This window comes from Nocardia sp. NPDC051570, assembly GCF_044454005.1.
GTDB lineage: Bacteria > Actinomycetota > Actinomycetes > Mycobacteriales > Mycobacteriaceae > Nocardia.
Genome location: NZ_JBITDI010000018.1, coordinates 25089 through 44865, shown reverse-complemented (window position 1 = coordinate 44865; position 19777 = coordinate 25089). Strand labels below are relative to the sequence as shown.

Annotated in this window: 22 protein-coding genes; 9 read left to right on the top strand and 13 right to left on the bottom strand. The window is 66.8% G+C overall.

The window, feature by feature from the left end:
- The first annotated feature begins 843 nt into the window (after window positions 1–843).
- Together ACIA76_RS34345 and ACIA76_RS34340 are read left to right on the top strand one after the other, a co-directional pair.
- Window positions 844–1407, top strand: coding sequence for a hypothetical protein (locus ACIA76_RS34345; protein WP_397157995.1), 564 nt, complete (start codon window positions 844–846; stop codon window positions 1405–1407).
- Between the two features lie 134 nt (window positions 1408–1541).
- A complete protein-coding gene (locus tag ACIA76_RS34340) occupies window positions 1542–2087 on the top strand; it encodes a DUF402 domain-containing protein (RefSeq protein ID WP_397157993.1) in 546 nt (181 codons plus the stop codon).
- Here ACIA76_RS34340 and coaE read toward each other — a convergent pair.
- Entirely contained in the window at window positions 2077–3267 is a 1191-nt protein-coding gene (coaE, locus tag ACIA76_RS34335; protein ID WP_397157991.1) for a dephospho-CoA kinase, read from the bottom strand. The genes ACIA76_RS34340 and coaE overlap by 11 nt on opposite strands.
- Before the next feature lie 291 nt (window positions 3268–3558).
- Here coaE and ACIA76_RS34330 point away from each other — a divergent pair, with 291 nt between their 5' ends.
- Both ACIA76_RS34330 and ACIA76_RS34325 read left to right on the top strand, forming a co-directional pair.
- Window positions 3559–3768: a hypothetical protein gene (locus tag ACIA76_RS34330; RefSeq protein ID WP_397157989.1), complete on the top strand. Its 210-nt coding sequence runs from the start codon at window positions 3559–3561 to the stop codon at window positions 3766–3768.
- 167 nt (window positions 3769–3935) lie between these two features.
- Window positions 3936–5633, top strand: coding sequence for an FAD-dependent oxidoreductase (locus tag ACIA76_RS34325; protein WP_397157987.1), 1698 nt, complete (start codon window positions 3936–3938; stop codon window positions 5631–5633).
- Window positions 5634–5639: 6 nt separating this feature from the next.
- On the opposite strand, the gene ACIA76_RS34320 is transcribed toward ACIA76_RS34325, so the two are convergent.
- Both ACIA76_RS34320 and rpsA read right to left on the bottom strand, forming a co-directional pair.
- The gene (locus tag ACIA76_RS34320) at window positions 5640–7169 is read right to left on the bottom strand and encodes a phospholipase C (RefSeq protein ID WP_397157985.1); all 1530 of its coding nucleotides are present in this window, start codon (window positions 7167–7169) and stop codon (window positions 5640–5642) included.
- A gap of 160 nt (window positions 7170–7329) precedes the next feature.
- Window positions 7330–8805, bottom strand: coding sequence for a 30S ribosomal protein S1 (gene rpsA, locus ACIA76_RS34315; RefSeq protein ID WP_397157983.1), 1476 nt, complete (start codon window positions 8803–8805; stop codon window positions 7330–7332).
- Window positions 8806–9071: 266 nt separating this feature from the next.
- Here rpsA and ACIA76_RS34310 point away from each other — a divergent pair, with 266 nt between their 5' ends.
- Complete coding sequence (locus ACIA76_RS34310; protein WP_397157981.1) at window positions 9072–9953, top strand: class I SAM-dependent methyltransferase; 882 nt, start codon at window positions 9072–9074, stop codon at window positions 9951–9953.
- On the opposite strand, the gene ACIA76_RS34305 is transcribed toward ACIA76_RS34310, so the two are convergent.
- The 4 genes from ACIA76_RS34305 to ACIA76_RS34290 all read right to left on the bottom strand — a co-directional run bounded on the left by ACIA76_RS34305 (window position 9940) and on the right by ACIA76_RS34290 (window position 12582).
- The gene (locus ACIA76_RS34305; protein WP_397157979.1) at window positions 9940–10665 is read right to left on the bottom strand and encodes a hypothetical protein; all 726 of its coding nucleotides are present in this window, start codon (window positions 10663–10665) and stop codon (window positions 9940–9942) included. The genes ACIA76_RS34310 and ACIA76_RS34305 overlap by 14 nt on opposite strands.
- Window positions 10666–10774: 109 nt before the next feature.
- The gene (locus tag ACIA76_RS34300) at window positions 10775–10942 is read right to left on the bottom strand and encodes a hypothetical protein (RefSeq protein ID WP_397157977.1); all 168 of its coding nucleotides are present in this window, start codon (window positions 10940–10942) and stop codon (window positions 10775–10777) included.
- On the bottom strand, window positions 10942–11823 hold the full coding sequence (locus ACIA76_RS34295) for an SPFH domain-containing protein (RefSeq protein WP_397157975.1): 882 nt from the start codon (window positions 11821–11823) through the stop codon (window positions 10942–10944). Before ACIA76_RS34295 ends, ACIA76_RS34300 begins: the two co-directional genes overlap by 1 nt.
- 231 nt (window positions 11824–12054) lie before the next feature.
- A complete protein-coding gene (locus tag ACIA76_RS34290) occupies window positions 12055–12582 on the bottom strand; it encodes a BBE domain-containing protein (RefSeq protein WP_397157973.1) in 528 nt (175 codons plus the stop codon).
- On the opposite strand from ACIA76_RS34290, the gene ACIA76_RS34285 reads away from it, so the two are divergent.
- Complete coding sequence (locus tag ACIA76_RS34285; protein ID WP_397157971.1) at window positions 12485–12715, top strand: LysR substrate-binding domain-containing protein; 231 nt, start codon at window positions 12485–12487, stop codon at window positions 12713–12715. The two genes, ACIA76_RS34290 and ACIA76_RS34285, sit on opposite strands and share 98 nt — an antisense overlap.
- 39 nt (window positions 12716–12754) lie before the next feature.
- Here ACIA76_RS34285 and ACIA76_RS34280 read toward each other — a convergent pair whose 3' ends face one another.
- The 4 genes from ACIA76_RS34280 to ACIA76_RS34265 form a co-directional block, all read right to left on the bottom strand.
- Window positions 12755–13519, bottom strand: coding sequence for an amino acid ABC transporter ATP-binding protein (locus ACIA76_RS34280; protein ID WP_397157969.1), 765 nt, complete (start codon window positions 13517–13519; stop codon window positions 12755–12757).
- Window positions 13516–14445: an amino acid ABC transporter permease gene (locus ACIA76_RS34275; RefSeq protein ID WP_397157967.1), complete on the bottom strand. Its 930-nt coding sequence runs from the start codon at window positions 14443–14445 to the stop codon at window positions 13516–13518. The genes ACIA76_RS34280 and ACIA76_RS34275 overlap by 4 nt, the downstream gene beginning before the upstream one ends.
- Before the next feature lie 6 nt (window positions 14446–14451).
- Window positions 14452–15360, bottom strand: coding sequence for an ABC transporter substrate-binding protein (locus ACIA76_RS34270; protein ID WP_397157965.1), 909 nt, complete (start codon window positions 15358–15360; stop codon window positions 14452–14454).
- Window positions 15361–15510: 150 nt separating this feature from the next.
- Complete coding sequence (locus tag ACIA76_RS34265; protein ID WP_397158246.1) at window positions 15511–16563, bottom strand: isocitrate/isopropylmalate dehydrogenase family protein; 1053 nt, start codon at window positions 16561–16563, stop codon at window positions 15511–15513.
- Between the two features lie 112 nt (window positions 16564–16675).
- Between ACIA76_RS34265 and ACIA76_RS34260 the strand changes: the two genes are divergently transcribed.
- Together ACIA76_RS34260 and trxA are read left to right on the top strand one after the other, a co-directional pair.
- Window positions 16676–17197: a 2'-5' RNA ligase family protein gene (locus tag ACIA76_RS34260; RefSeq protein ID WP_397158244.1), complete on the top strand. Its 522-nt coding sequence runs from the start codon at window positions 16676–16678 to the stop codon at window positions 17195–17197.
- Between the two features lie 46 nt (window positions 17198–17243).
- Window positions 17244–17609, top strand: coding sequence for a thioredoxin (gene trxA / locus ACIA76_RS34255; RefSeq protein ID WP_397157963.1), 366 nt, complete (start codon window positions 17244–17246; stop codon window positions 17607–17609).
- A 57-nt stretch (window positions 17610–17666) separates the two neighbouring features.
- Here trxA and ACIA76_RS34250 read toward each other — a convergent pair whose 3' ends face one another.
- Entirely contained in the window at window positions 17667–18104 is a 438-nt protein-coding gene (locus ACIA76_RS34250; protein WP_397157961.1) for an alpha-isopropylmalate synthase regulatory domain-containing protein, read from the bottom strand.
- Between the two features lie 490 nt (window positions 18105–18594).
- Between ACIA76_RS34250 and ACIA76_RS34245 the strand changes: the two genes are divergently transcribed.
- On the top strand, window positions 18595–18972 hold the full coding sequence (locus tag ACIA76_RS34245; RefSeq protein WP_397157959.1) for a four-helix bundle copper-binding protein: 378 nt from the start codon (window positions 18595–18597) through the stop codon (window positions 18970–18972).
- A 1-nt stretch (window position 18973) separates the two neighbouring features.
- Here the strand turns inward: ACIA76_RS34245 and ACIA76_RS34240 are convergent, their stop codons facing one another.
- The gene (locus ACIA76_RS34240; protein ID WP_397157957.1) at window positions 18974–19618 is read right to left on the bottom strand and encodes a class I SAM-dependent methyltransferase; all 645 of its coding nucleotides are present in this window, start codon (window positions 19616–19618) and stop codon (window positions 18974–18976) included.
- Window positions 19619–19777 lie beyond the last annotated feature (159 nt).

Genomic DNA, 19777 nt, shown 5'->3' with positions numbered 1-19777 from the left:
ACAGGAATGCGCCGCGACCCGACCGGCCAGCAGCGACGCGCCGGGACAGGGCCGTGACTCATCTCACTTCCCATGACCCGCCGGACCCGCGGCAGACCGTCCGGCGCGCCGCCCGCTCCGATCCGCCGCGCGCCTCGCCTCTCGTCCGTCCGGAGACCATCGCTACCGTCCGGCAACCCGCCCTCATCGGCCCCCTCAGAACCGATCGGCACACTTCGAGCCGACCGTCGTCGCGCGCCCGGCGAAATGCACGTCGCGACGAAAGGACCCGAAACTACTGCACAGGAAGGCCTTTCGCCACCCGCACGGAGCACACCGCCCATCGACGCACGCCGCCCCCGCCATCTACGCCGTCGTCAACCACCCTGGCGCACAGCCGAAATCGGCCTCTCCGCCACCATGGCGATTATCGCGATCGCATAGCCGGGCGCCTGGCGACACACCGCACGACCACCCGAATTCGATCAGCACGCACCGTGGCGCGGCAGCGCCCGGGCAATACGGAATCAATGGTTCGGAACAAGGTTGCCGGGCCGGTCGAGCACAGTCGCGGCTACAGCGGGCGAACCGGAAACGATCATCCGTCCAGTGTCCGAATTGTCTGGTGACACAACGACCCTCGTTCGCGATAGCGATTCTGCGGCAGGACAATTCCGGACTGTTCACGTTCACACGCAGGGGGTTGCTGGGGTGTACTCTGACACGGTCCGAGATTCGGCAAGAATCGAGAAGGGCGATGTCATGGCCGGTTTTCACATATCACTTCTCGCGGTACCCGCACTCGCCGGACTCGTGGAACGCGCCCGAGCCTCGCGAAGCACCGCGCCCGATGGAGTAGTACCCATGTTTTCGAAGCGCCCGAGCACCACCGGTTCCAACTCCACCATTTCCGAGGCGACGAGAACCCCACACCGGCCGCGCGTCGAATACTTCGATCTCGCCGATCTCACCAAGACCGACGCGCGCGGCTTCGTCCGCTCGATGGAGAGCCACCGCGCCGAACCGTTCGGTTTGTATCTGGTCTGCGCCGCGGACATTCCGCCGAATCGCTACACCGAGATCTGGCTGCTGCCCGAGCTGTCCATCCAGGTGACGATGCATCACGTCAACGCCGGCCACGATCGCGATCCGGTCTATCACATCTACGTCGGGGAATTCGCCCGGATCGAGCCGAAGCGGTGGCGGGGCTGCTATCACTACATCGATATCGTCGCCCGCAACGGCCGCGTCCCGGAACTGCGCGGGGTCGATGAGCTGTTCGCCGCGCACGCCGCCGGTCACGTCGACGCCGCAACCGCCCAGCAAGCCTTCGAACGCGCGACCGCCGTCGTCGACGGGATCGCCTCGCACGACCACAACTTCGAGCGCTGGCTGACCACTAAGGGAATCGCGCTCAGCTGGCTGTGAACCGGCCGCTCCCGGCCCGGGCCGAGTGCGCGGGGTGGCCGCCGCATCGCAATGGCGCATAATCTCAGGAAAACCTGTGACCAGGGCCGTGCGGCGCAATCCCGTGGCCTGTTGCACCACGAGAGGCGGTGTGGATGACGCGGGCACAAACGGGCCGGGATCGAACGGTCGACCTGCATCGACCGAAGATCGAGTACTTCAACGTCGCCGATCTGACCAATGTCGACCCGAAGGGTTTCGTCCGCGCCGTGGAGCGCTATCGGGTCGAGCCGTGGGGCCTGTACATGGGCCGCTCCGCCGATCACGTCGAGTTCCACTACCTCGAGTCGTGGCTGCTGCCGGCGCTGGGTATCCGCGCGTCGGTGTTCCATGCCAATCCCGGATACGAGCGTCGCCAGGACTACTACGTCGACATCGGCGAATTCGCCGAGGTGGAGCCGGGTCGGTGGCGCTCGATCGACCTGTATCTCGACCTCAGCGTGCGCAACGATCACGACGCCGAACTGCTCGACATCGATGAGCTGCTCGCCGCGCACGCGGCCGGATACCTCGACCTCGCCGTGGCCGAACAGGCCGTCGCCACCGCCACCGCCACCATCGACGGAATCGCCTCCCACGGGCGCAGTTTCGACCGCTGGCTCGCCTCGCGCGGGATCGAGCTGACCTGGCTCAGGAGCTGAGCCGCGCCCATTCGCCCACGCGCGGATAGGCCTCGTCGAACCACGGCGTCTTGATATCGAGATAGGTCTGGATGGCCGCCTCGCCGGTCAGGCCCGCCGCGGCGGCCTCGGCCTTCTGCTTCACCGCCAGATACTCCTCCCGCGCGCCCGGTTCGGCGCGCAGCCAGTCCCGGAAGGCGAGCGCGAATCGCTGATTGGGCCAACCGTCCACGCGCACATGGACATTCGCCCGGCGACCCGGATCGGTGGCGACGTGGATCCGCTTACCCCACTGCGCGGGATCGGTTCCGGGCTTGGGATCGTCGTGGTCGTACTCCACGATGCGGACGAATCCGGCCTGCTCCAACGGTTCCCGCAGTGCGTCGGCGATTCCGAGATCGGCCACGGTGATCTGAATATCGATGATGTCCTTGGCGGGCAGCCCCGGCACCGCCGTCGACCCGATGTGATCGATGCGCCGCGCCGACTCCCCGCAGGCGACGGCCAGCCGAGCGATCAACCGCTGGGCCGCGGCCGCCCAGCCGGGGTCCGCCGCGACCAGGCGCACCTCACCGCGCGCGGGGCGGGTCCGGGTGCGCAGATTGCGCTCGAACGGCACCAGGCGCTCGTCCCACAGCGCCCGCACCCGGGGTTCCAGCGCCTCGGCGGCGCCGTTGTTGTCCAGGAGCACATCCGCGGCCGCGCGACGCTGTTCGTCGGTGGCCTGCGCCCCGATCCGGGCCAGCGCCTCCGCGCGGGAGACACCACGGAATTCCTCGAGGCGGCGCACTCGGGTCTCGACCTCGGCGGCGACCACGACCACGAGATTCATGAAGGCACCGAGTCCGTTTTCGACCAGAAGTGGAACATCCTGCACCACAATCGAATCGGCGGGGGCGGCGGCGATCAACTCGGCGCTGCGCCTACCCACCAACGGGTGCGTGATGGAATTCAGCGTCTTGCGGGACTCGTCATCGGCAAATGCCTTGGCGGCCAGCGCGGGCCGGTCCAGACTGCCGTCGGCGGCCAGAATTCCGGTACCGAAGGCCTCGACCAGCGCCGCCAGCCCCTCGGTGCCGGGTGCGACCACCTCGCGCGCGATGACATCGCTGTCGACGAGTACCGCGCCCCGCTCCACCAGCAGTCGCGCCACCGTCGACTTGCCCGCACCCATTCCTCCGGTGAGACCGATTCGCAACATTCGACCAGTCTCGCATCCCGGGCCCGGCCTCGCTCGGCGCACCCCATGCCGGGGCAATCAGGCTAGTTACCCACAGCGCCAATGACTCTCACCCGATTCCCAGCAAATTACCCATTCCGTGACTCGTGCGATATCAATTCGAAACGTTATCGCCCCTATCCGGACCGTAGGTACACAACTCTCCGACACGCCGGGGCCGAAGTTTCGCAAAATACGAAGCTCCACACTTTTGTTCCGCTACTGTTTCGCCGCAGGCGATCCAGGCCGTCTCGAGCTAGCAAAGGAACACCATTGGGCACCACACACATCCAGAAGGGTCGCCACCGACTGGGTATACCGGGCAGGGTGCACTGCGTCCATCTCCCCGCCGTCGCGGCGGCATTGGCCGAATATCGACGCCCCTGGCTCGCCGCACTGCTCAGCCCCGCCCGGCACAGCTTCGCCACCATGCGCAGGCGCACCCTCATCCCCGCCCGCTGGGTTCCGGCCACCGCGAGCTGATTTCGATCGAATTCGGTTATCCGGTGCACAATCACCCATTTCCCCGCATTCCCGGATCCGTCGTTCGACACTGACTCCTACATCCATTGGTGCTCGCCCGTGCGAAACGGAGGGACGTAGTGGCGGGATGGCCGGAGCGGACGGGGAGACCGAACAGACGACAACTGTTGAGCGGTACCGCCGCCGGTGTGGCGGCACTGGCCCTCGAAATACCGCGGGCCGCGGCCGTGCCGACCGGGCGGCGAGTGGCCGTATTCGGCGGCGGTGTGGCCGGATTGACCGCGGCGCACGAATTGATCGAGCGCGGTTACGACGTCACGGTGTACGAGCCGGTGGCGCTCGGCGGCCGGGCGCGCAGCATCCCGGTGCCCGGCACCGGGGCCGACGGCCGGGCCGATCTGCCGGGTGAACACGGATTCCGCTTCTTCCCCGGCTGCTATCAACACGTGCCCGACACCATGGCTCGAATTCCCTTCCCGGGCAACGCCGACGGCGTAGCCGGCAATCTGGTCCCGGTATCGGTGACCACCCTGGGCTTTCCGGACCGCCCGCCCCTCACGGTGCCCATCGCGACGGCCGGGGCCGGGGCCATCGGCCCGGACGCGATTCGCCGGTCGCTCACGACCCTGCTGGCGTTCCTGCCCGGACTGCCGCCGCAGGAGCTGGCGTACTTCGCCGACCGGATGGTGATGTGGTACACGATGTGCGATGCGCGACGGTTCGGTCAGTGGGAGTACATCTCTTGGCCGGATGCCATTGGCGCACAGGGGAAATCCGAGATCTATCAGAACTATCTGGCGCGGGCGCCGCTGCAACTGATCGCGGCCGCGCGCCCGGAGCTCACCTCGGCGCGGGCCTGGATGACCGCGTCGGAGGTCCTGCTGCTCGCCGTGTCCGGGCTGGCGCCGGCCTACCGCGGCGGCCTGGATCGCATCCTCGCCGGACCGACCAGCGAGCAGTGGATCGATCCGTGGGTGGGGTATCTGCGTTCGCGCGGAGTGCGTTTCGTCTCCGATGCCGCCCTCACGCGATTGGTGCTCGAAGGCGCCCGGATCACGAGTGCGGACGTCGGCGGGCACCAGGTGGACGCCGAATGGTTCGTCTGCGCGATGCCCGCGAACCGGCTGGCACAGGTACTCGGCGACGACATCCTCACGGTGGATCCGCACTTGGCCGGGGTGCGGGAGTTGGTCATGGAGTCGATGATCGGCGTGCAGTTCTATCTGCGCCGCCCCAGCGCGCTGCCGCACGGGCATATCGCCGCGATGGGGACGCCGTGGGCGATCACGGCGATCGCACAGGCACCGATGTGGCGGGGCGATTTCGCATCCCGGTACGGCGACGGGTCGGTGGCCGATTGCCTGTCGGTGGATGTATCGGTCTGGGACGTGCCCGGAATCCTTTACGGCAAGCCCGCCCGGGCATGTTCGAAAGAGGAGTTCGCCCAAGAGGTTTGGGCGCAGCTCGAGCGATGGCTCGACAACGGCACCGAATGGCGGTGCGGGGAGGATGTGCATTCGTGGTTCGTCGATCCCGGCGCGCACTTCGACCCGGCGGGCGTCACCAACGACACTCCCCAATTCGTGAACACCGTCGGCGCCTGGTACCGAAAACCGCAGGCACGGTGCGGAATCGAGAACCTGTTCTTCTGCGGCGAACATGTCCGGACCACCTTCGACCTGGCGTCGATGGAGGCCGCGAACGAGGCGGGGCGGCGCGCGGCCAATGCCGTCCTCGACGCCGCCAGCGACGACGCCCCGCGCGCGCAGGTGTTCGCACTGTTCGAGCCGCCGCAATTCGATCCGCTCAAACGCATCGACGCCGACCGCTACCGGGCCGGATTACCGCATCTACTCGACAGGTGAAGCGGCTCAGACGATTCCGCTGGGCCGGCGGCGGCTACCGGGCTCCTGGGACGGCATATTGTTCGGCGGGACCGGATACGGGATGCCCTTGCCCAGCGAGCCCAGGGCGATATTCGGGCCGCATTGCGCCAGCGCCCCGACGGTGCGGCTGTTCGGATCGGTGACCCGCGGCGGCACGGCGTTCGGGGCGGAGGCGAAATCGAAGGCCGAGGTCATATCGCCGGTGACGCCGCGGCGCCACTTGGTCAGATTGGGGACCTCGACGCCGAAACGGCGCTCCAGCAAACGCAATTGGGACGTGTGGTCGAAGGTCTGCGAGGCGACCAGGCCGCCGCGGGAATACGGCGAGATGACGAAACACGGTACGCGATAACCCAATCCGATCGGCCCGGCGACGCCCTTGGCCGCGGATACGCGGTTCAGGTCCACGGTCAGGTATTCACCCGGTGTGCCCGGCGGTGCGGTGGGCGGGGTGACGTGATCGAAGAATCCGCCGTTCTCGTCGTAGCTGACGATCAGCGCGGTCTTCTCCCACACCTTCGGATTCGAGGTGAGGATGTCGAGCACCTGCATGATGCCGACCGCACCGAGTGCGGGCGGCAGCGCGGGATGTTCGCAATTGAACAGCGGCGGGATCACCCACGACACCGAGGGCAGCCGATCGGCGGCCACATCGGCGGCGAAGTCGTTGGGATACACCGGGGCCTTACCCCGTTTGGCCAATTCGGAATTCGGGTCGGCGGCCTGGGTGAAGCAACCGAGCATGCCGTCCAGGATCACCGACGAGATCGGGCCCACGTCGCGGTTGTTGTAGATCTTCCAGCTGACCCCGGCGTCGGACAGGTTCTCCGGATAGGTGCGCCAGCTGTAGGCGTTCTGCGGGATCAGCGTCGGCGTCTCGACCAGCGGGCCGCCGGCCCGGCCGTCGGGATCGATGGTCGCCGAGATCCAGTACAGGCGGTTCGGATCGGTCGGGCCGAGCACCGAGCAGTGGTAGTGATCGCAGAGGGTGAACGCGTCGGCCAGATCGTGGTGGACCGGGATGTCCTCGCGGGTGTAGTAACCCATTGCGGCGGGCCCGTTTCCGGCTCCGACGCTCGCGATCGACATCGGCATCCAGCGGTCGTTGCGCCCGCCGTTCCACGACTCGTGCATGCCCGCCCAGCTGTGGTCGGGATCGTTGATGCATTCACCGTCCAGGGTCGCGCCCTTGGTGGTGTCCAGGCGGAACGGTTCGATATACCCGTCCGGCGTCGGCCCGACCCCGGGCGCGTATCCGTACTGCCGCCACGCCGCCGACCGATCGTCGAATCCGCGTACGCCCGACAGGGTTCCGAAGTAGTGGTCGAAGGACCGATTCTCCTGCATCAGCAGCACGAAGTGCTCGATATCGCCGAGCCCGCCCATCCCGGCCGGATCGGCCGCATGCGCCCGCTCGATGATCGGATTCGCCCACGACGCCAGCGTCGCGGCCCCGCCGGCGGCCATCGCCTTCGCCAGAAAATCACGCCGGTTGATGCCGTCGAAGAGCCCCATGCAGCCGAACCTTCCGCAGGTATGTGAAACAGCCCAGTGTCAAGGCCGTGGCTGAGGCTACCGGACAAGATCGGTGGCGACCAATCGGGAACACGGGGAGGAGAAAACGGGGAAGGCCCCGGTCCGCAGGACCGGGGCCTTCCCTGTGTTGCTTCGCGAATTACGCGTTGCCGGAGAGCTTCTCGCGCAGCGCGGCGAGCTGCGCGTCGCTGGCCAGCGAACCACCGGCCGGCTCCGACTGCGAGGACGACGACGATGCCGCCGCACGCTCGCCACTCTCGGAGGAGTAGTTGGACGGGGCACCGTTCGCAGCCTCTGCGGCGGCGTCGGCGGCCATCTTCTCCATCTGGGCGGTGTGCATCTTGTGGCGACGCTCCGCCTCGGCGTAGCGGCCTTCCCACTCTTCCCGCTGCTTGTCGAAGCCCTCGAGCCACTCGTTGGTGTCGGGGTCGAAGCCTTCGGGGAAGATGTAGTTGCCCTGGTCGTCGTAGCTGTCGGCCATGCCGTACTTCGACGGGTCGAACTCGGCGTGGTAGTCCTCGTTCGCCTGCTTCAGCGACAGCGAGATCCGGCGACGCTCGAGGTCGATGTCGATGACCTTGACCATCGCGTCGTCGCCGACCTGCACGACCTGATCCGGAACCTCGACGTGGCGCTCGGCCAGCTCGGAGATGTGCACCAGACCCTCGATGCCCTCTTCGACGCGCACGAACGCACCGAACGGAACCAGCTTGGTGACCTTGCCCGGCACGATCTGGCCGATGGCGTGGGTGCGGGCGAACTGACGCCACGGGTCTTCCTGAGTCGCCTTGAGCGACAACGAAACCCGCTCGCGGTCCAGGTCGACGTCGAGAACCTCGACGGTGACCTCCATGCCGACCTCGACGACCTCGGACGGGTGGTCGATGTGCTTCCAGGACAGCTCGGAGACGTGCACCAGACCGTCGACGCCGCCGAGATCGACGAACGCACCGAAGTTGACGATCGAGGACACGACGCCCTTGCGGACCTGGCCCTTCTGCAGCTGGTGCAGGAACTCGCTGCGGACCTCGGACTGGGTCTGCTCGAGCCACGCGCGGCGGGACAGAACGACGTTGTTGCGGTTCTTGTCCAGCTCGATGATCTTGGCCTCGATCTCCTTGCCGACATACGGCTGCAGATCGCGGACGCGGCGCATCTCCACCAGCGACGCGGGGAGGAAGCCACGCAGGCCGATGTCCAGGATCAGACCGCCCTTGACAACCTCGATGACGGTGCCCTTGACGGCCTCGTCCTTCTCCTTGAGCTCCTCGATCGTGCCCCAAGCCCGCTCGTACTGCGCGCGCTTCTTCGACAGGATCAGGCGGCCTTCCTTGTCCTCCTTGGTGAGAACGAGGGCCTCGACCTCATCACCCACGGAAACGACCTCTGCCGGGTCGACATCGTGCTTGATGGAGAGCTCGCGGGAAGGAATGACACCTTCGGTCTTATAGCCGATGTCGAGCAGGACCTCGTCCCTATCGACCTTGACGATGGTGCCTTCGACGATATCTCCGTCGTTGAAGTACTTGATCGTCTTGTCGATTGCGGCGAGGAAGTCCTCGGCGGTGCCGATGTCGTTGACGGCAACCTGCGGCGAGGTGGTCGTGGTGGGCATATGTTGGGGTGCTCCGGACGGATTGTGGTCGGTAGTGGACATTGGTACTTTCGGTTTTGCCGTGCGATCACAGCCAGGGGTCTACGTTGAACATGCACAGCACATCGCTGCCGCATAGCACAACGCTGCACTTGGCGCATGTAACCTCACAGCACGCGCGGCTTCAGTATGCAAGTACTGAAGACACTCGCGGGAGCCAGCGTACGCGACGTGAGTTGCGACAAGCAAACACGGGTCCCCCTGGGCAAAGTGGCTACCCTTACATGATGCCCGATGATCATCCCGTTGCACTGGACGAAGATCGACACGCCCAGGCAAATGCCCTACTCGGCACCACCGGGGTGACCCGCACGACGATCGATGCCGCAGCCAGTCAGCGCGCGAGCCGACGCTGGTGGGACGCCGACGCCACGCAGTATCACGACACGCATGCCGACTTCCTGGGCGTCGACTCCCCCGCTGGCGAATTCATCTGGTGCCCCGAGGGTTTGCACGAGGGCGATTGGCAGCTGCTCGGCGAGATCACCGGCAAACACATCCTGGAGATCGGCTGCGGTTCGGCGCCCTGCTCGCGATGGCTGGCCGCGCACGGCGCACATCCGGTCGGCCTGGATCTGTCGCGCGGAATGCTGGAGCGCGGGCTGGCGGCGATGGATCGCGGCGGGCCGCGCGTCCCGCTGATCCAGGCCGGGGCCGAGGCGCTGCCGTTCGCCGACGAATCCTTCGACCTGGTCTGCTCGGCCTTCGGCGCGGTGCCGTTCGTCGCCGATTCCGCGGGGGTGATGCGCGAGGTGGCGCGGGTGCTGCGGCCTGGCGGGCGGTGGGTGTTCTCGGTGGTTCACCCGATGCGCTGGATCTTCCTGGACGACCCGGGCCCGGAAGGCTTGCGCGCCACCACTTCTTATTTCGATCGCAGCCCCTATGTAGAGGTCGACGCCGAGGGCGAACCGATCTACGTCGAACACCATCGCACGATCGGCGATCGGGTCCGCGAGATCGTGGCCGCGGGACTGGTCCTGCTCGACATCATCGAACCGGACTGGCCCGAGTGGCTCGACCACGAATGGGGCCAGTGGAGCCCCCTGCGCGGCGAGATCTTCCCGGGCACGGCCATTTTCGTCACCGAGCGGCCCGCTATCCCCGCCTGATCCGCACAGTCTCCGCATGCACCGGGCTGGTGGGGATCGCGGTGGTCTCGGCCCGTGCCGCGCCGGTCGGAATCGCCACGGTCTGCGCGGCGGCGGCCGGGACTTCGGGGGCCGCCGGAACCGCCGGACCCGTGAACGGCGGCAGCACGGCGAAGCGTGGATCGACCCGCGCGGTGCGGCTGATATAGGTGATCCAGCCGCGCGCCCGGGTCAGCGGGTGATCGGGGAACTGCGGATCCCAGCGCGCGTCGTCGGCGGCGTTGTAGGGCAGCTTCCCCTTGATCTCGGGGGCGTAGGGATGCGGCGGGAACATGTTCTGGAAGCCGACCCGGGGAACGATCGCCGCCTCCCGCACACCGGACCGACCGGTCTCCATGCACATTATTTTCAAGATCGCGCTGCAGGTCGCCTTCGGCAGTACGAGCCCGGCGGTGAAGCCGAGCCCGGACTGACGGCCCTCCAGCGGGAACTTCTCCAAGCGCAGCAGCGCGGGCTGACCGTCGACCGTGATGGCGTGCGCCTCGATGAGACAACCGAATTCGGCCTGCAGCTCGGTGAGCTGCCGCCGCAACGTCTCCGGGTCGTCCAGCGACGCCGGCAGATCCGGTGCTTGGTCGATGTAGGTCAGGGTCACCACATCACCGGTGACCGGATTACCCCATCTGCTGTGGTCGAACTGCTGTAATCCCTTGGTTTCGAACGCGATCGGCACGCGACCACGCTACCGACTCGTGGCATATTCGCATGTCTATAGGTGTTTTGTGCCCAACACGTGACTTACCGGTAATAATTTTCGGACAAAGCGGGTGCGGGGACTTTTTCTATCCCCGACCCTTAGGAGACCGCCCGGCCTGTTCCAGCGCGGTGCGGAGCGCGTACTCGATCTGGGCGTTGATGCTGCGCAGGTCGTCGGCCGCCCATTTGGCGATCGCCTCGTGGACGGCCGGATCGAGCCGCAGGAGCACCTTCTTCGGCTCGCGCTTGGCCATCAGGAGTAGAGGGTGCCGGTGTTGACGACGGGCTGCGCGGCGCGATCACCACACAGCACGACCAACAGATTCGACACCATCGCGGCCTTGCGCTCCTCGTCGAGTTCGACCATGCCCTCGCTGGCGAGACGGTCCAGCGCCATGCCGACCATGCCGACCGCGCCCTCGACGATGCGACTGCGCGCGGCGACGATCTGGGAGGCCTGCTGACGGACCAGCATGGCCTGGGCGATCTCCGGCGCGTAGGCGAGATGGGTGATGCGGGCCTCGAGGATATCGATGCCCGCCAGGGCCGTGCGCTCACTGAGCTCGGTGGTCAGCTCCTCGGCCACCTCGGTGCCGTTGCGCAGGCTGGTGCGGTTCGGGTCGTCGGAGTCGTAGGGATGCACGGTCGCCAGGTGCCGGACTGCGGCCTCGGACTGGGTCTGCACGTATTCCTCGTAGTCGTCGACGGCGAAGGCGGATTTGAAGCTGTCCACCACGCGGTAGACGACCACCGACGCGATCTCGACCGGATTGCCGTCGGAGTCGTTGACCTTCAGCTTCTGGGTCTCGAAGTTGCGCACCCGCAACGAGATTCGCCGCTTGTTGCTCAGCGGCACCACCCAGAAGAAGCCCGGATCACCGACCGAACCGATATAGCGGCCGAAGAACTGGATCACCTTGGCCTCGTTGGGGCTCACCGTGGTGAGCCCGGTCAGCATCGCCACCGCCAACCCGACGACCACGAACAGGATGACCGCACCCACCGGCGAGCCGCCGTCACCCTCCGATGTGGCGGACGTGACCGCCACTCCCCCGATCAGTCCCGCGCCGCCGACCACCAGCAGGACCAACAACATGAGGAACCCGTTCACGCGAAAGGCCGGACGAAGCTCCATGACATCCTCCCAATATTGAAGTGATATCACGACGATAGTAGGTTCGACCCCTCACGTCCACCACAATGCACCTCCGGATCCCGGCACCCCACCCCTTGGTCCCGGCACTCCAGCCCTCGGTCTCGGCCCCCGCCCCTCGGTCTCGGCCCCTCGGTCCCGGCACTCCACCCCACGGTCTCCGCACACCACCCCTTGGTCCCGGCACCTCACCCCTTGGTCCCGGCGCCCCCGCTACCCCTTGGTCCCGGCACACTTTTCGCCGGGACGGATGTTGCGGTTGGCGCGAAACAGGTTCGCCGGGTCGTAGTTTCGCTTCACTGCCGCCAGGCGGGCATAGGTGTCGGCAGTGAAGCCCGTCCGGGTCTGGTCCTCATCGGCCCAGTCGCCCGCGCCGTAGAGGAAGTTGAGGTGGTGGCCGACAGTCCACGGGGACAACGTCTTCCGGATCAGTTCATGGTGGTCGCGAACCTCGGCGCCGCCGGGTCCGGTGATGAAGCGGGCAACGTACCGCGCGTCCCGATGGTCGACCGCCGCGGGCGCGGGGCGGTGCAGCGCGCCGCCGAGGTGGCGGAATCCGGCGACCACCGGCACCGCCGCGCCGGGCCCGGTCACGTCCAGGAAGGCCTGGGCCGCATCGGCATTCAGCTCCGACAGCAGCGCGTTGGAGGCGCTGCTGCTGCGGCTGGCGGCCCACGGACTGGGTACGGCGGTCGTCCCCGCGCTCACGCGAGAAGAGGCCGCCACCTTCGGGGTCCGCACGATGACGATCGTCGAACCGGAGCTGCGGGGCAGGCTCGCCCTGGCCTGGCATACCGACCGGCTCACCGCACCGGCGGCGAAAGTCCTTCTGGGACAGCTGCGTATCGCCCTGGCGGGACGACAGGCGCACTGACCTCACGTGGGGGCGTCGGCCCCCACGTGAGATGGTGCGTCACAGAATCCGCGACAGGAACGTCTTGGTACGTTCTTCCTGCGGATTGGCCAGCACCTCACGGGGATTGCCGGCCTCCACGACCACACCGGCGTCCATGAACACCAGCTGGTCGGCCACCTCGCGGGCGAAACCCATCTCGTGGGTCACCACGACCATGGTCATACCGGACGAGGCCAGCCCGCGCATGACACCGAGGACCTCGCCGACCAGTTCGGGGTCGAGTGCGGAGGTGGGCTCGTCGAACAGCATGAGCTTGGGATCCATGGCCAGCGCCCGGGCGATCGCGACGCGCTGCTGCTGGCCGCCGGACAGCTGGGCGGGATAGGCCTCGGCCTTGTCCGCCATACCGACCCGGTCCAGCAGTTCCTTGGCACGGACGAGGGCGTCCGCCTTGCGCAGCTTCTTGACCTGAGTCGGCGCCTCGATGATGTTCTCGATCGCCGTGCGATGCGGGAACAGATTGAAATGCTGGAACACCATGCCGATATCGCGGCGCTGGGCGGCGGCCTGCTTGGGGCTCATCTCGTGGAGCTTGTCGCCCCTTTCGCGATAGCCGACCAGCTCGCCGTCGACATACAGCCGCCCGGCGTTGACCTGCTCGAGGTGGTTGATGCAGCGCAGGAAGGTCGACTTACCCGAACCGGACGGACCGATCAGGCACATCACCTCGCCCCGCGACACCTCGAGCGAGATTCCCTTGAGCACCTGCAGCGCACCGAAGTTCTTGCATACCTGCTGGGCACGGATCATCGGAGTAGTCATTTACCCGCCTCCGGGAGCTGGACCTTGGCCAGGGCCTCCAGTTGCTTATCGGTCAGCTGACGGGTGGAACCCTTCGCGAAGTACCGCTCCAGATAGAACTGGCCCACCATCAGCACACTGGTGACCACCAGATACCAAGTGGCACAGACCAACAGCAGCGGAATCGGCTGGAAGTTCACGCCGTAGATATCGCGGGCCCGCCCGTACAGATCGGTGGTCAGCGGGATCGCGGCCACCAGCGAGGTGGTCTTGAGCATGCTGATCAGCTCGTTACCGGTCGGTGGGATGATCACCCGCATCGCCTGCGGCAGTACGGTGCGGCGCATGGTCTGACCCCATGACATACCGAGCGCGGTAGACGCCTCGCGCTGTCCCTCGCCGACGGAATTGATTCCGGCACGGACGATTTCGGCCATATACGCGGCCTCGTTCAGACCCAGGCCGAGCATCGCGAAGAAGAACGCGGCCGACCAGCTCTGAATGTCGAGGTGCACGAATTGCGGTCCGCCGAACGGAATTCCGAGATCGATGGTCTTGTACAGCGACGGGAACAGGCCCCAGAACACCAGCTGCACATATACCGGAGTGCCGCGGAAGATCCACAGATACACCCAACCCACCGAGCGCAGTACCGGATTCGGCGACAGCCGCATGACCGCCAGGATCATGCCCAGTACCACGCCGATCGCCATCGCGAACACCGTCAACTCGAGGGTGACGATGGCGCCGTCGCGGGCAATCCTGGTGTCGAACAGGTACTTCCCGTAGGTGTCCCACCGATAGGCCGGGTTGGTGGCCGCGCCGTAGACGAACAATGCCACCAGCGCCAGGATGATCACCGCGGCGATCCAGCGACCGGGATGCCGCAGCGGCACGGCCTTGATCGGTGCGGGATCTCCGGACTCGTCGAAGTCCTTGGAACTCACCGGCTATCAGGCCTTCGCGCCGTTGATGACCGATTTCGTGAGCGCGCCCTCCTGGACACCCCAGTTCTCGCAGATCTTGCGGTAGTCACCGGAGTCCATCAGGTGTTGCACGGCCTCCTGGAGCACGGGCGCCAGCGGCGACCCCTTCTTCACCGGCCAGCCGTAGGGCGCGGATTCGAACAGGGGTCCGGCCGCCTCGATCTTGTCCTTGTTCTGCTTGACCGCGTACGCGGTCACCGGCGAGTCGGCGGAGAAGGCGTCGACCTGACCCAGCACCAGCGCGGTGGCCGCGGCGCTCTGGTCATCGAAGGGCACCTTCTGGATGGCTGGCTTGCCGGCGTCGGTGCACGCCTTGCTCTTGGCCGGGACCTCGTCGTTGTCCTGGATCGTAGTGCGCTGCACGGCAACCTTCTTGCCGCAGGCGTTGTTCGGGTCGACCGGCTTACCCTTCTGCTCGGCCCACTGGGTGCCCGCGGAGAAGTAGTCGACGAAATCGACGGTCTTCTGGCGCTCGACGTTATCGGTGAACGACGACATGCCCAGGTTGAAGGTGCCCGCCTCGATCGACGGGATGATCTTCTCGAAGTCCGCTTCCTTGTAGTCCGCCGTCACACCCAGGACGGACGCCACCGCGTTCATCAGGTCCACATCGAAGCCGACGATCTGGCCCGTGGTCGGATCCTTGTATTCGTTGGGCTGATAGGGGACGTTGACCCCGACCACGAGCTTGCCCGACTGCTTGATGTCGCTCGGCAGCTCGGCGGCGATCGAGTCGACCTTGGCGACCTGAACCTTGGCGACCTTCGGCGCGTTGTCCTCGGTGTTGGTGGTACAGCCCGTCAACACCAGCGCACTACCAGCGATGACACATGCGGCCCGCAGGATGAACCCGCGGCCGCCGGATCGAACAGACACAGCAGCCCTCCATGTTTGGGTGGGCGACGTCCGGGCGTCGCCCGCCGTTCGAAATCTAGGCGATTCGGACCGACTGTGCCGGTCGGTTACCGAAGGTTAATCCGCGCCGGGTCGGCGCGTGGCCCATTACACGCCGAGTTGGGGACCCTATCACCATCGGTTCAGCCGGCCGCGCACCTGTTCGGTGAACTCCGTGGTCGAGGCCAGTCCGCCGAGATCCGCGGTGGCCACTCCCGCGGCGAGTGTGGCGGCGATCGCGCGGTCGATGCGATCGGCGGCCCGGATCAGGGCGCGGTCGGCGCGGCGTGACCCCAGCCAGCGCAGCAGCATCGCCGCCGACAGTTGCAGCGCTGCGGGATTGGCGCGATTGCGCCCGGCCAGACCTGGTGCGGCACCGTGCACGGCCTGGGCCATCGCCTGGGTGGCCGAGCAGTTCAGGGAGGCGGCCAGGCCCAGCGAGCCGCTCAGCTCACCCGCGAGATCGGACAGGATGTCGCCGAACAGATTCTCGGTGACCAGTACGTCGTAATCGCCCGCGGCGCGGACCAGATGGGCCGCGGCGGCGTCGACATGTTCATCGACGACCGTCAGGCCCGGATACTCGCGCGCCACTTCGTAACACACGTCACGAAACAGGCCCATGGTCATCGGCAGCACATTCGCCTTGTGCACGATGGTCAGTCGCCCGCGCCGGGCGCTCGCCAGGCGGCAGGCCTCATGGGCGATCCGCTCGCTGGCGGCGCGGGTGATCACCCCGACCGACAGTGCCACCTCCTCGGTCGGGCGGAACTCCCCCGATCCGGCGGCCATATTGCGGTCGGCGTAGAAGCCCTCGCTGTTCTCCCGCACGATCACCAGATCCATCTCGGCCGTGGTGGCCCGTACGCCCGAAAATGCCCGTGCCGGACGGATATTCGCGTAGAGGCCGAACCGTTTGCGCACCGCGCCGCCGGGCGGGGCGCCGATGCGGTGCTCGGCGGCGTAGGAGGCGTTGTCGTGCGGGCCGAGGATCCAGCCGTCCAGGCCGGCCAACGCGTCGAGAGTGAATTCCGGTAGCGCGGAGCCGAATTCGTCGATGGCGGCCTGTCCCATGGGCAGCGGCACCCAGTCGACGTCCCCGGCGAGCGCGTCGTCGACCACCGCGCGGGTCGCCCGGACCACCTCCGGGCCGATGCCGTCGCCCTCGATCAACCCCAGTCGCATCGGCATTCGCTCACTCACTTCTTCATCCTGGACGGTCGGCTTCGCCCGGTGTGCGCCGGATGCCGCGAAGGCCCAGCATGCGTACGTGACCTGGCGTATCTTTGCCACAATCATGGTGCAGTCGGTGGAATTGCTGTTGGACGACACGGCCGATGCGGAGATCCGCCGACAATGGGAGCTGCTATCGGAGGCGGGGGTGCACAGTCCCGCGCCCGACCACCGACCGCACATCACGCTCGCGGTGGCACGACAGATCTGGACACGGCTCGACGAGGCGCTGGCCGCACAGGAGTTCCGGCCGTTGCCGATTCGACTCGGCGGACTGGTGATCTTCGGATCGCGCAATCCGATTCTGGCCCGGCTGGTGGTGCCCACCGAATCGCTGCTCGGTCTGCAACGACGGGTCTACGCGGTGATCGCACAATGTCCGGGCGTTCCGGCAACCGTGCGCCCCGATGCCTGGACCCCGCATGTGACGCTGGCGCGGCGGCTGCGACCGCAGCAAGTGGGTGAGGCGCTGCACGTGGTGGCGGGTGATCGCGATTCCCCGGCTACCGTGGTGGGTATAAGACGCTGGGATGGCGATCAGCGCCGCGAATGGCCGGTCGCCCGTGGAACCGCCAGCGGAAGATAACCGAGGTGCACGGCGTTGAACCCGGCACAACCAATGAGAGGACCCCATGGCCACCCAGCATCTGACCGAGCAGAACTTCGACGACATCGTCACCGGTAACGACATCGTGCTGGTCGACTTCTGGGCCGAGTGGTGCGGACCGTGCAAGTCGTTCGGCCCGACATTCGAGAAGTCCTCGGACCAGCACCCCGACGTCGTACACGCCAAGGTCGACACCGAGGCCCAGCAGGGCCTGGCCGCGGCGGCGAACATCCGCTCGATCCCGACCATCATGGCCTTCAAGGAGGGCGTGCTCGTCTTCGCCCAGCCCGGCGCCCTGCCCCCGGCCGCGCTCGAGGACCTGGTCTCCCAGGTGAAGGCCCTCGATATGGAAGAGGTCCGCAAGCAGCTCGCCGAGGCGGATCAGCAGTAAGAGGTAAACATCAAGCGCCGCACCACCTTTCGGTGGTGCGGCGTCGTCGTGCGGCGGCTAGCCGCCGAGCTGGTTGATGCCGGCGATCATGGCGCGGACCGTGGACTCCGGCCCGTCGTCGGCGAGCGCGGCGCCCCAGCCCCGGCGGCCGTTGGACTCGCACTGCACGAAGGTGGCCGTGCCGGAGGCGGTTCGGCGCTGGTGGAACTGCAGGATCTCGACCGGATAGCCCTCGTCGTAGAGGGCCGAGGTCAGCGCCGCGACCGGGCTGCCGGTCGAGACCACCGTCCGCGATCGGCCGGCGAATTCCAGCGTCGCGGTGTAGGTCGCCGTCGGCTGTGGCAGGCCGGCGCACGCCCAGTCGCCGAGCCGGACCGGTCCGATCGGACCGCAGTAGCGGTCGTGGAACTCGGCCGGTGTCAGTCCGGCGCATTCGGCCCGCAGGGCCTTCGGCGCGGCGGAGATGAAGTCATGGGTGTCGATGGTGATCGTCATTGGACTAGGTCTTCCCGAGGCATCGTCGTGTCTGGTGACAGAAAAGGGGACCAGCGCAAACAATCCGAGTACGGCCGCAGCGAGGGGGCCGGTCCGAATCAGACCCCGCTACGGCGAAGTACTACGAGAATTCGACCGGAAGCCACCATCGCGGTCAGCGAGAGTAGCGCTGCGCGGTCGCGGTCGGCGACGTTCTGCGCGGCGCTGTGGCTAGCGGCGGGATTCGGCACGAGATCGAGAATATGGACTCGGACATGCGATGGCAACCACATTCACGCGGAACCGATGAGTAACTTCGTCACAATCGTGCGTAAACGGAACACGAACTGCCGATGACCTGCTAAGCAAATCTCCAGTTGACGCCTTTTCCGGCGCTTGGGATGATTGCGACACGGTTCAGCAAACTCATAGATAACTGGCAGTACTGTCCGTTTTATGCCAATCTGAGCGTGAACCGCGACCCGCCGAGCAACTCGCCGAGGAGCCCGCGATGACCGACCCGATCCTGCAGAACGCGATCAATCATCTGCTCGGCGGTCACCGCCGCTGTGAGCATCAGATTCGGGAATCCCTCGATCTCGGCGGCGAACATGCCACCGCCCATCACATTCAGACCCTCACCGACTGTTCGGATCTGTGCCGGGTCGCCGCGGATCTGCTCGACCGCCGTTCCGAATGGGGGTCGCGGCTGTGCGAATTGACCGCGCGGGTCTGTACCGACACCGCCGAGCGCTGCGATCGCCTCGGCGAGACCGCCTGTGCCGCGGTGTGTCGCGCCGCCGCCGATGCCTGCACCGTCTACAGCGAACACGTTCGCGACACCACCGAGACCGATCTACTGCGCGACGACGAGTGGCTGCGCAGCTGAGCTACACCGGCTTGTGCCACACCAGAAGATAGCGCCAGAACACCAGCCGCCGAACCTGCGCGCCGGGCAACAGTTCCCGGGCCAGCGCACCCACCTGCCGCGTCGTCAGCTCCGGATCGATCACCAGCGGCATCGCGGCGCTCTGCGGATCCGGCGCATACCAGGGTCGATCGGTGATCCGCCGCAGTCCGAGAAACGCCGCGCCGAACACCCGCTGCCCCACCGCCGCGGTGAGTTCCACCGGCAGCTCCCGCGGCAGATCCGGTCGCGGCAGCGCCACGGCGGCGAGCACCCCGCCCGGGCGCAGGGCACGGGCGAGAGCGGGCAGCGCACGATCCAGCGGCATATGGTGCAGCGCGGTCACCGACACGATGGCGTCGTATTCCCGCTGCGGCAGTTCGATATCCAGCACGTCGGCGAGCGTGCAGGTGACATTCGACGGGGCGATCCGCCGGGCCGTCTCGATCATCTCCGGCGATCGGTCGATCGCGTCGACCCGTTGGGCACGGCGGGCCAGCTCCACCGCGAAACCCCCTGCACCACAACCGACATCGAGGACGCGGCGAGGCGAGGGCGGTAGCCGGCGCAGCAGCGTGCGGCGATAGTAGGCGTTGTGATCCCAGCCGAGGGCGCCCATCGCGATCATGCTCCCATGCTCACCCAGCACCACTTTCCTTGTCGCGAGCCAGTTCCGGCCCGCTGGCCCTCGGCCGAACGGCTGGGTCGTTTCAACCGGTCGGTCGATGGTCGCGGGAAGGCTCGTTCGCCAGGCTGAGGAGGTCATCTGCCGAAGGAGAGGGATGAG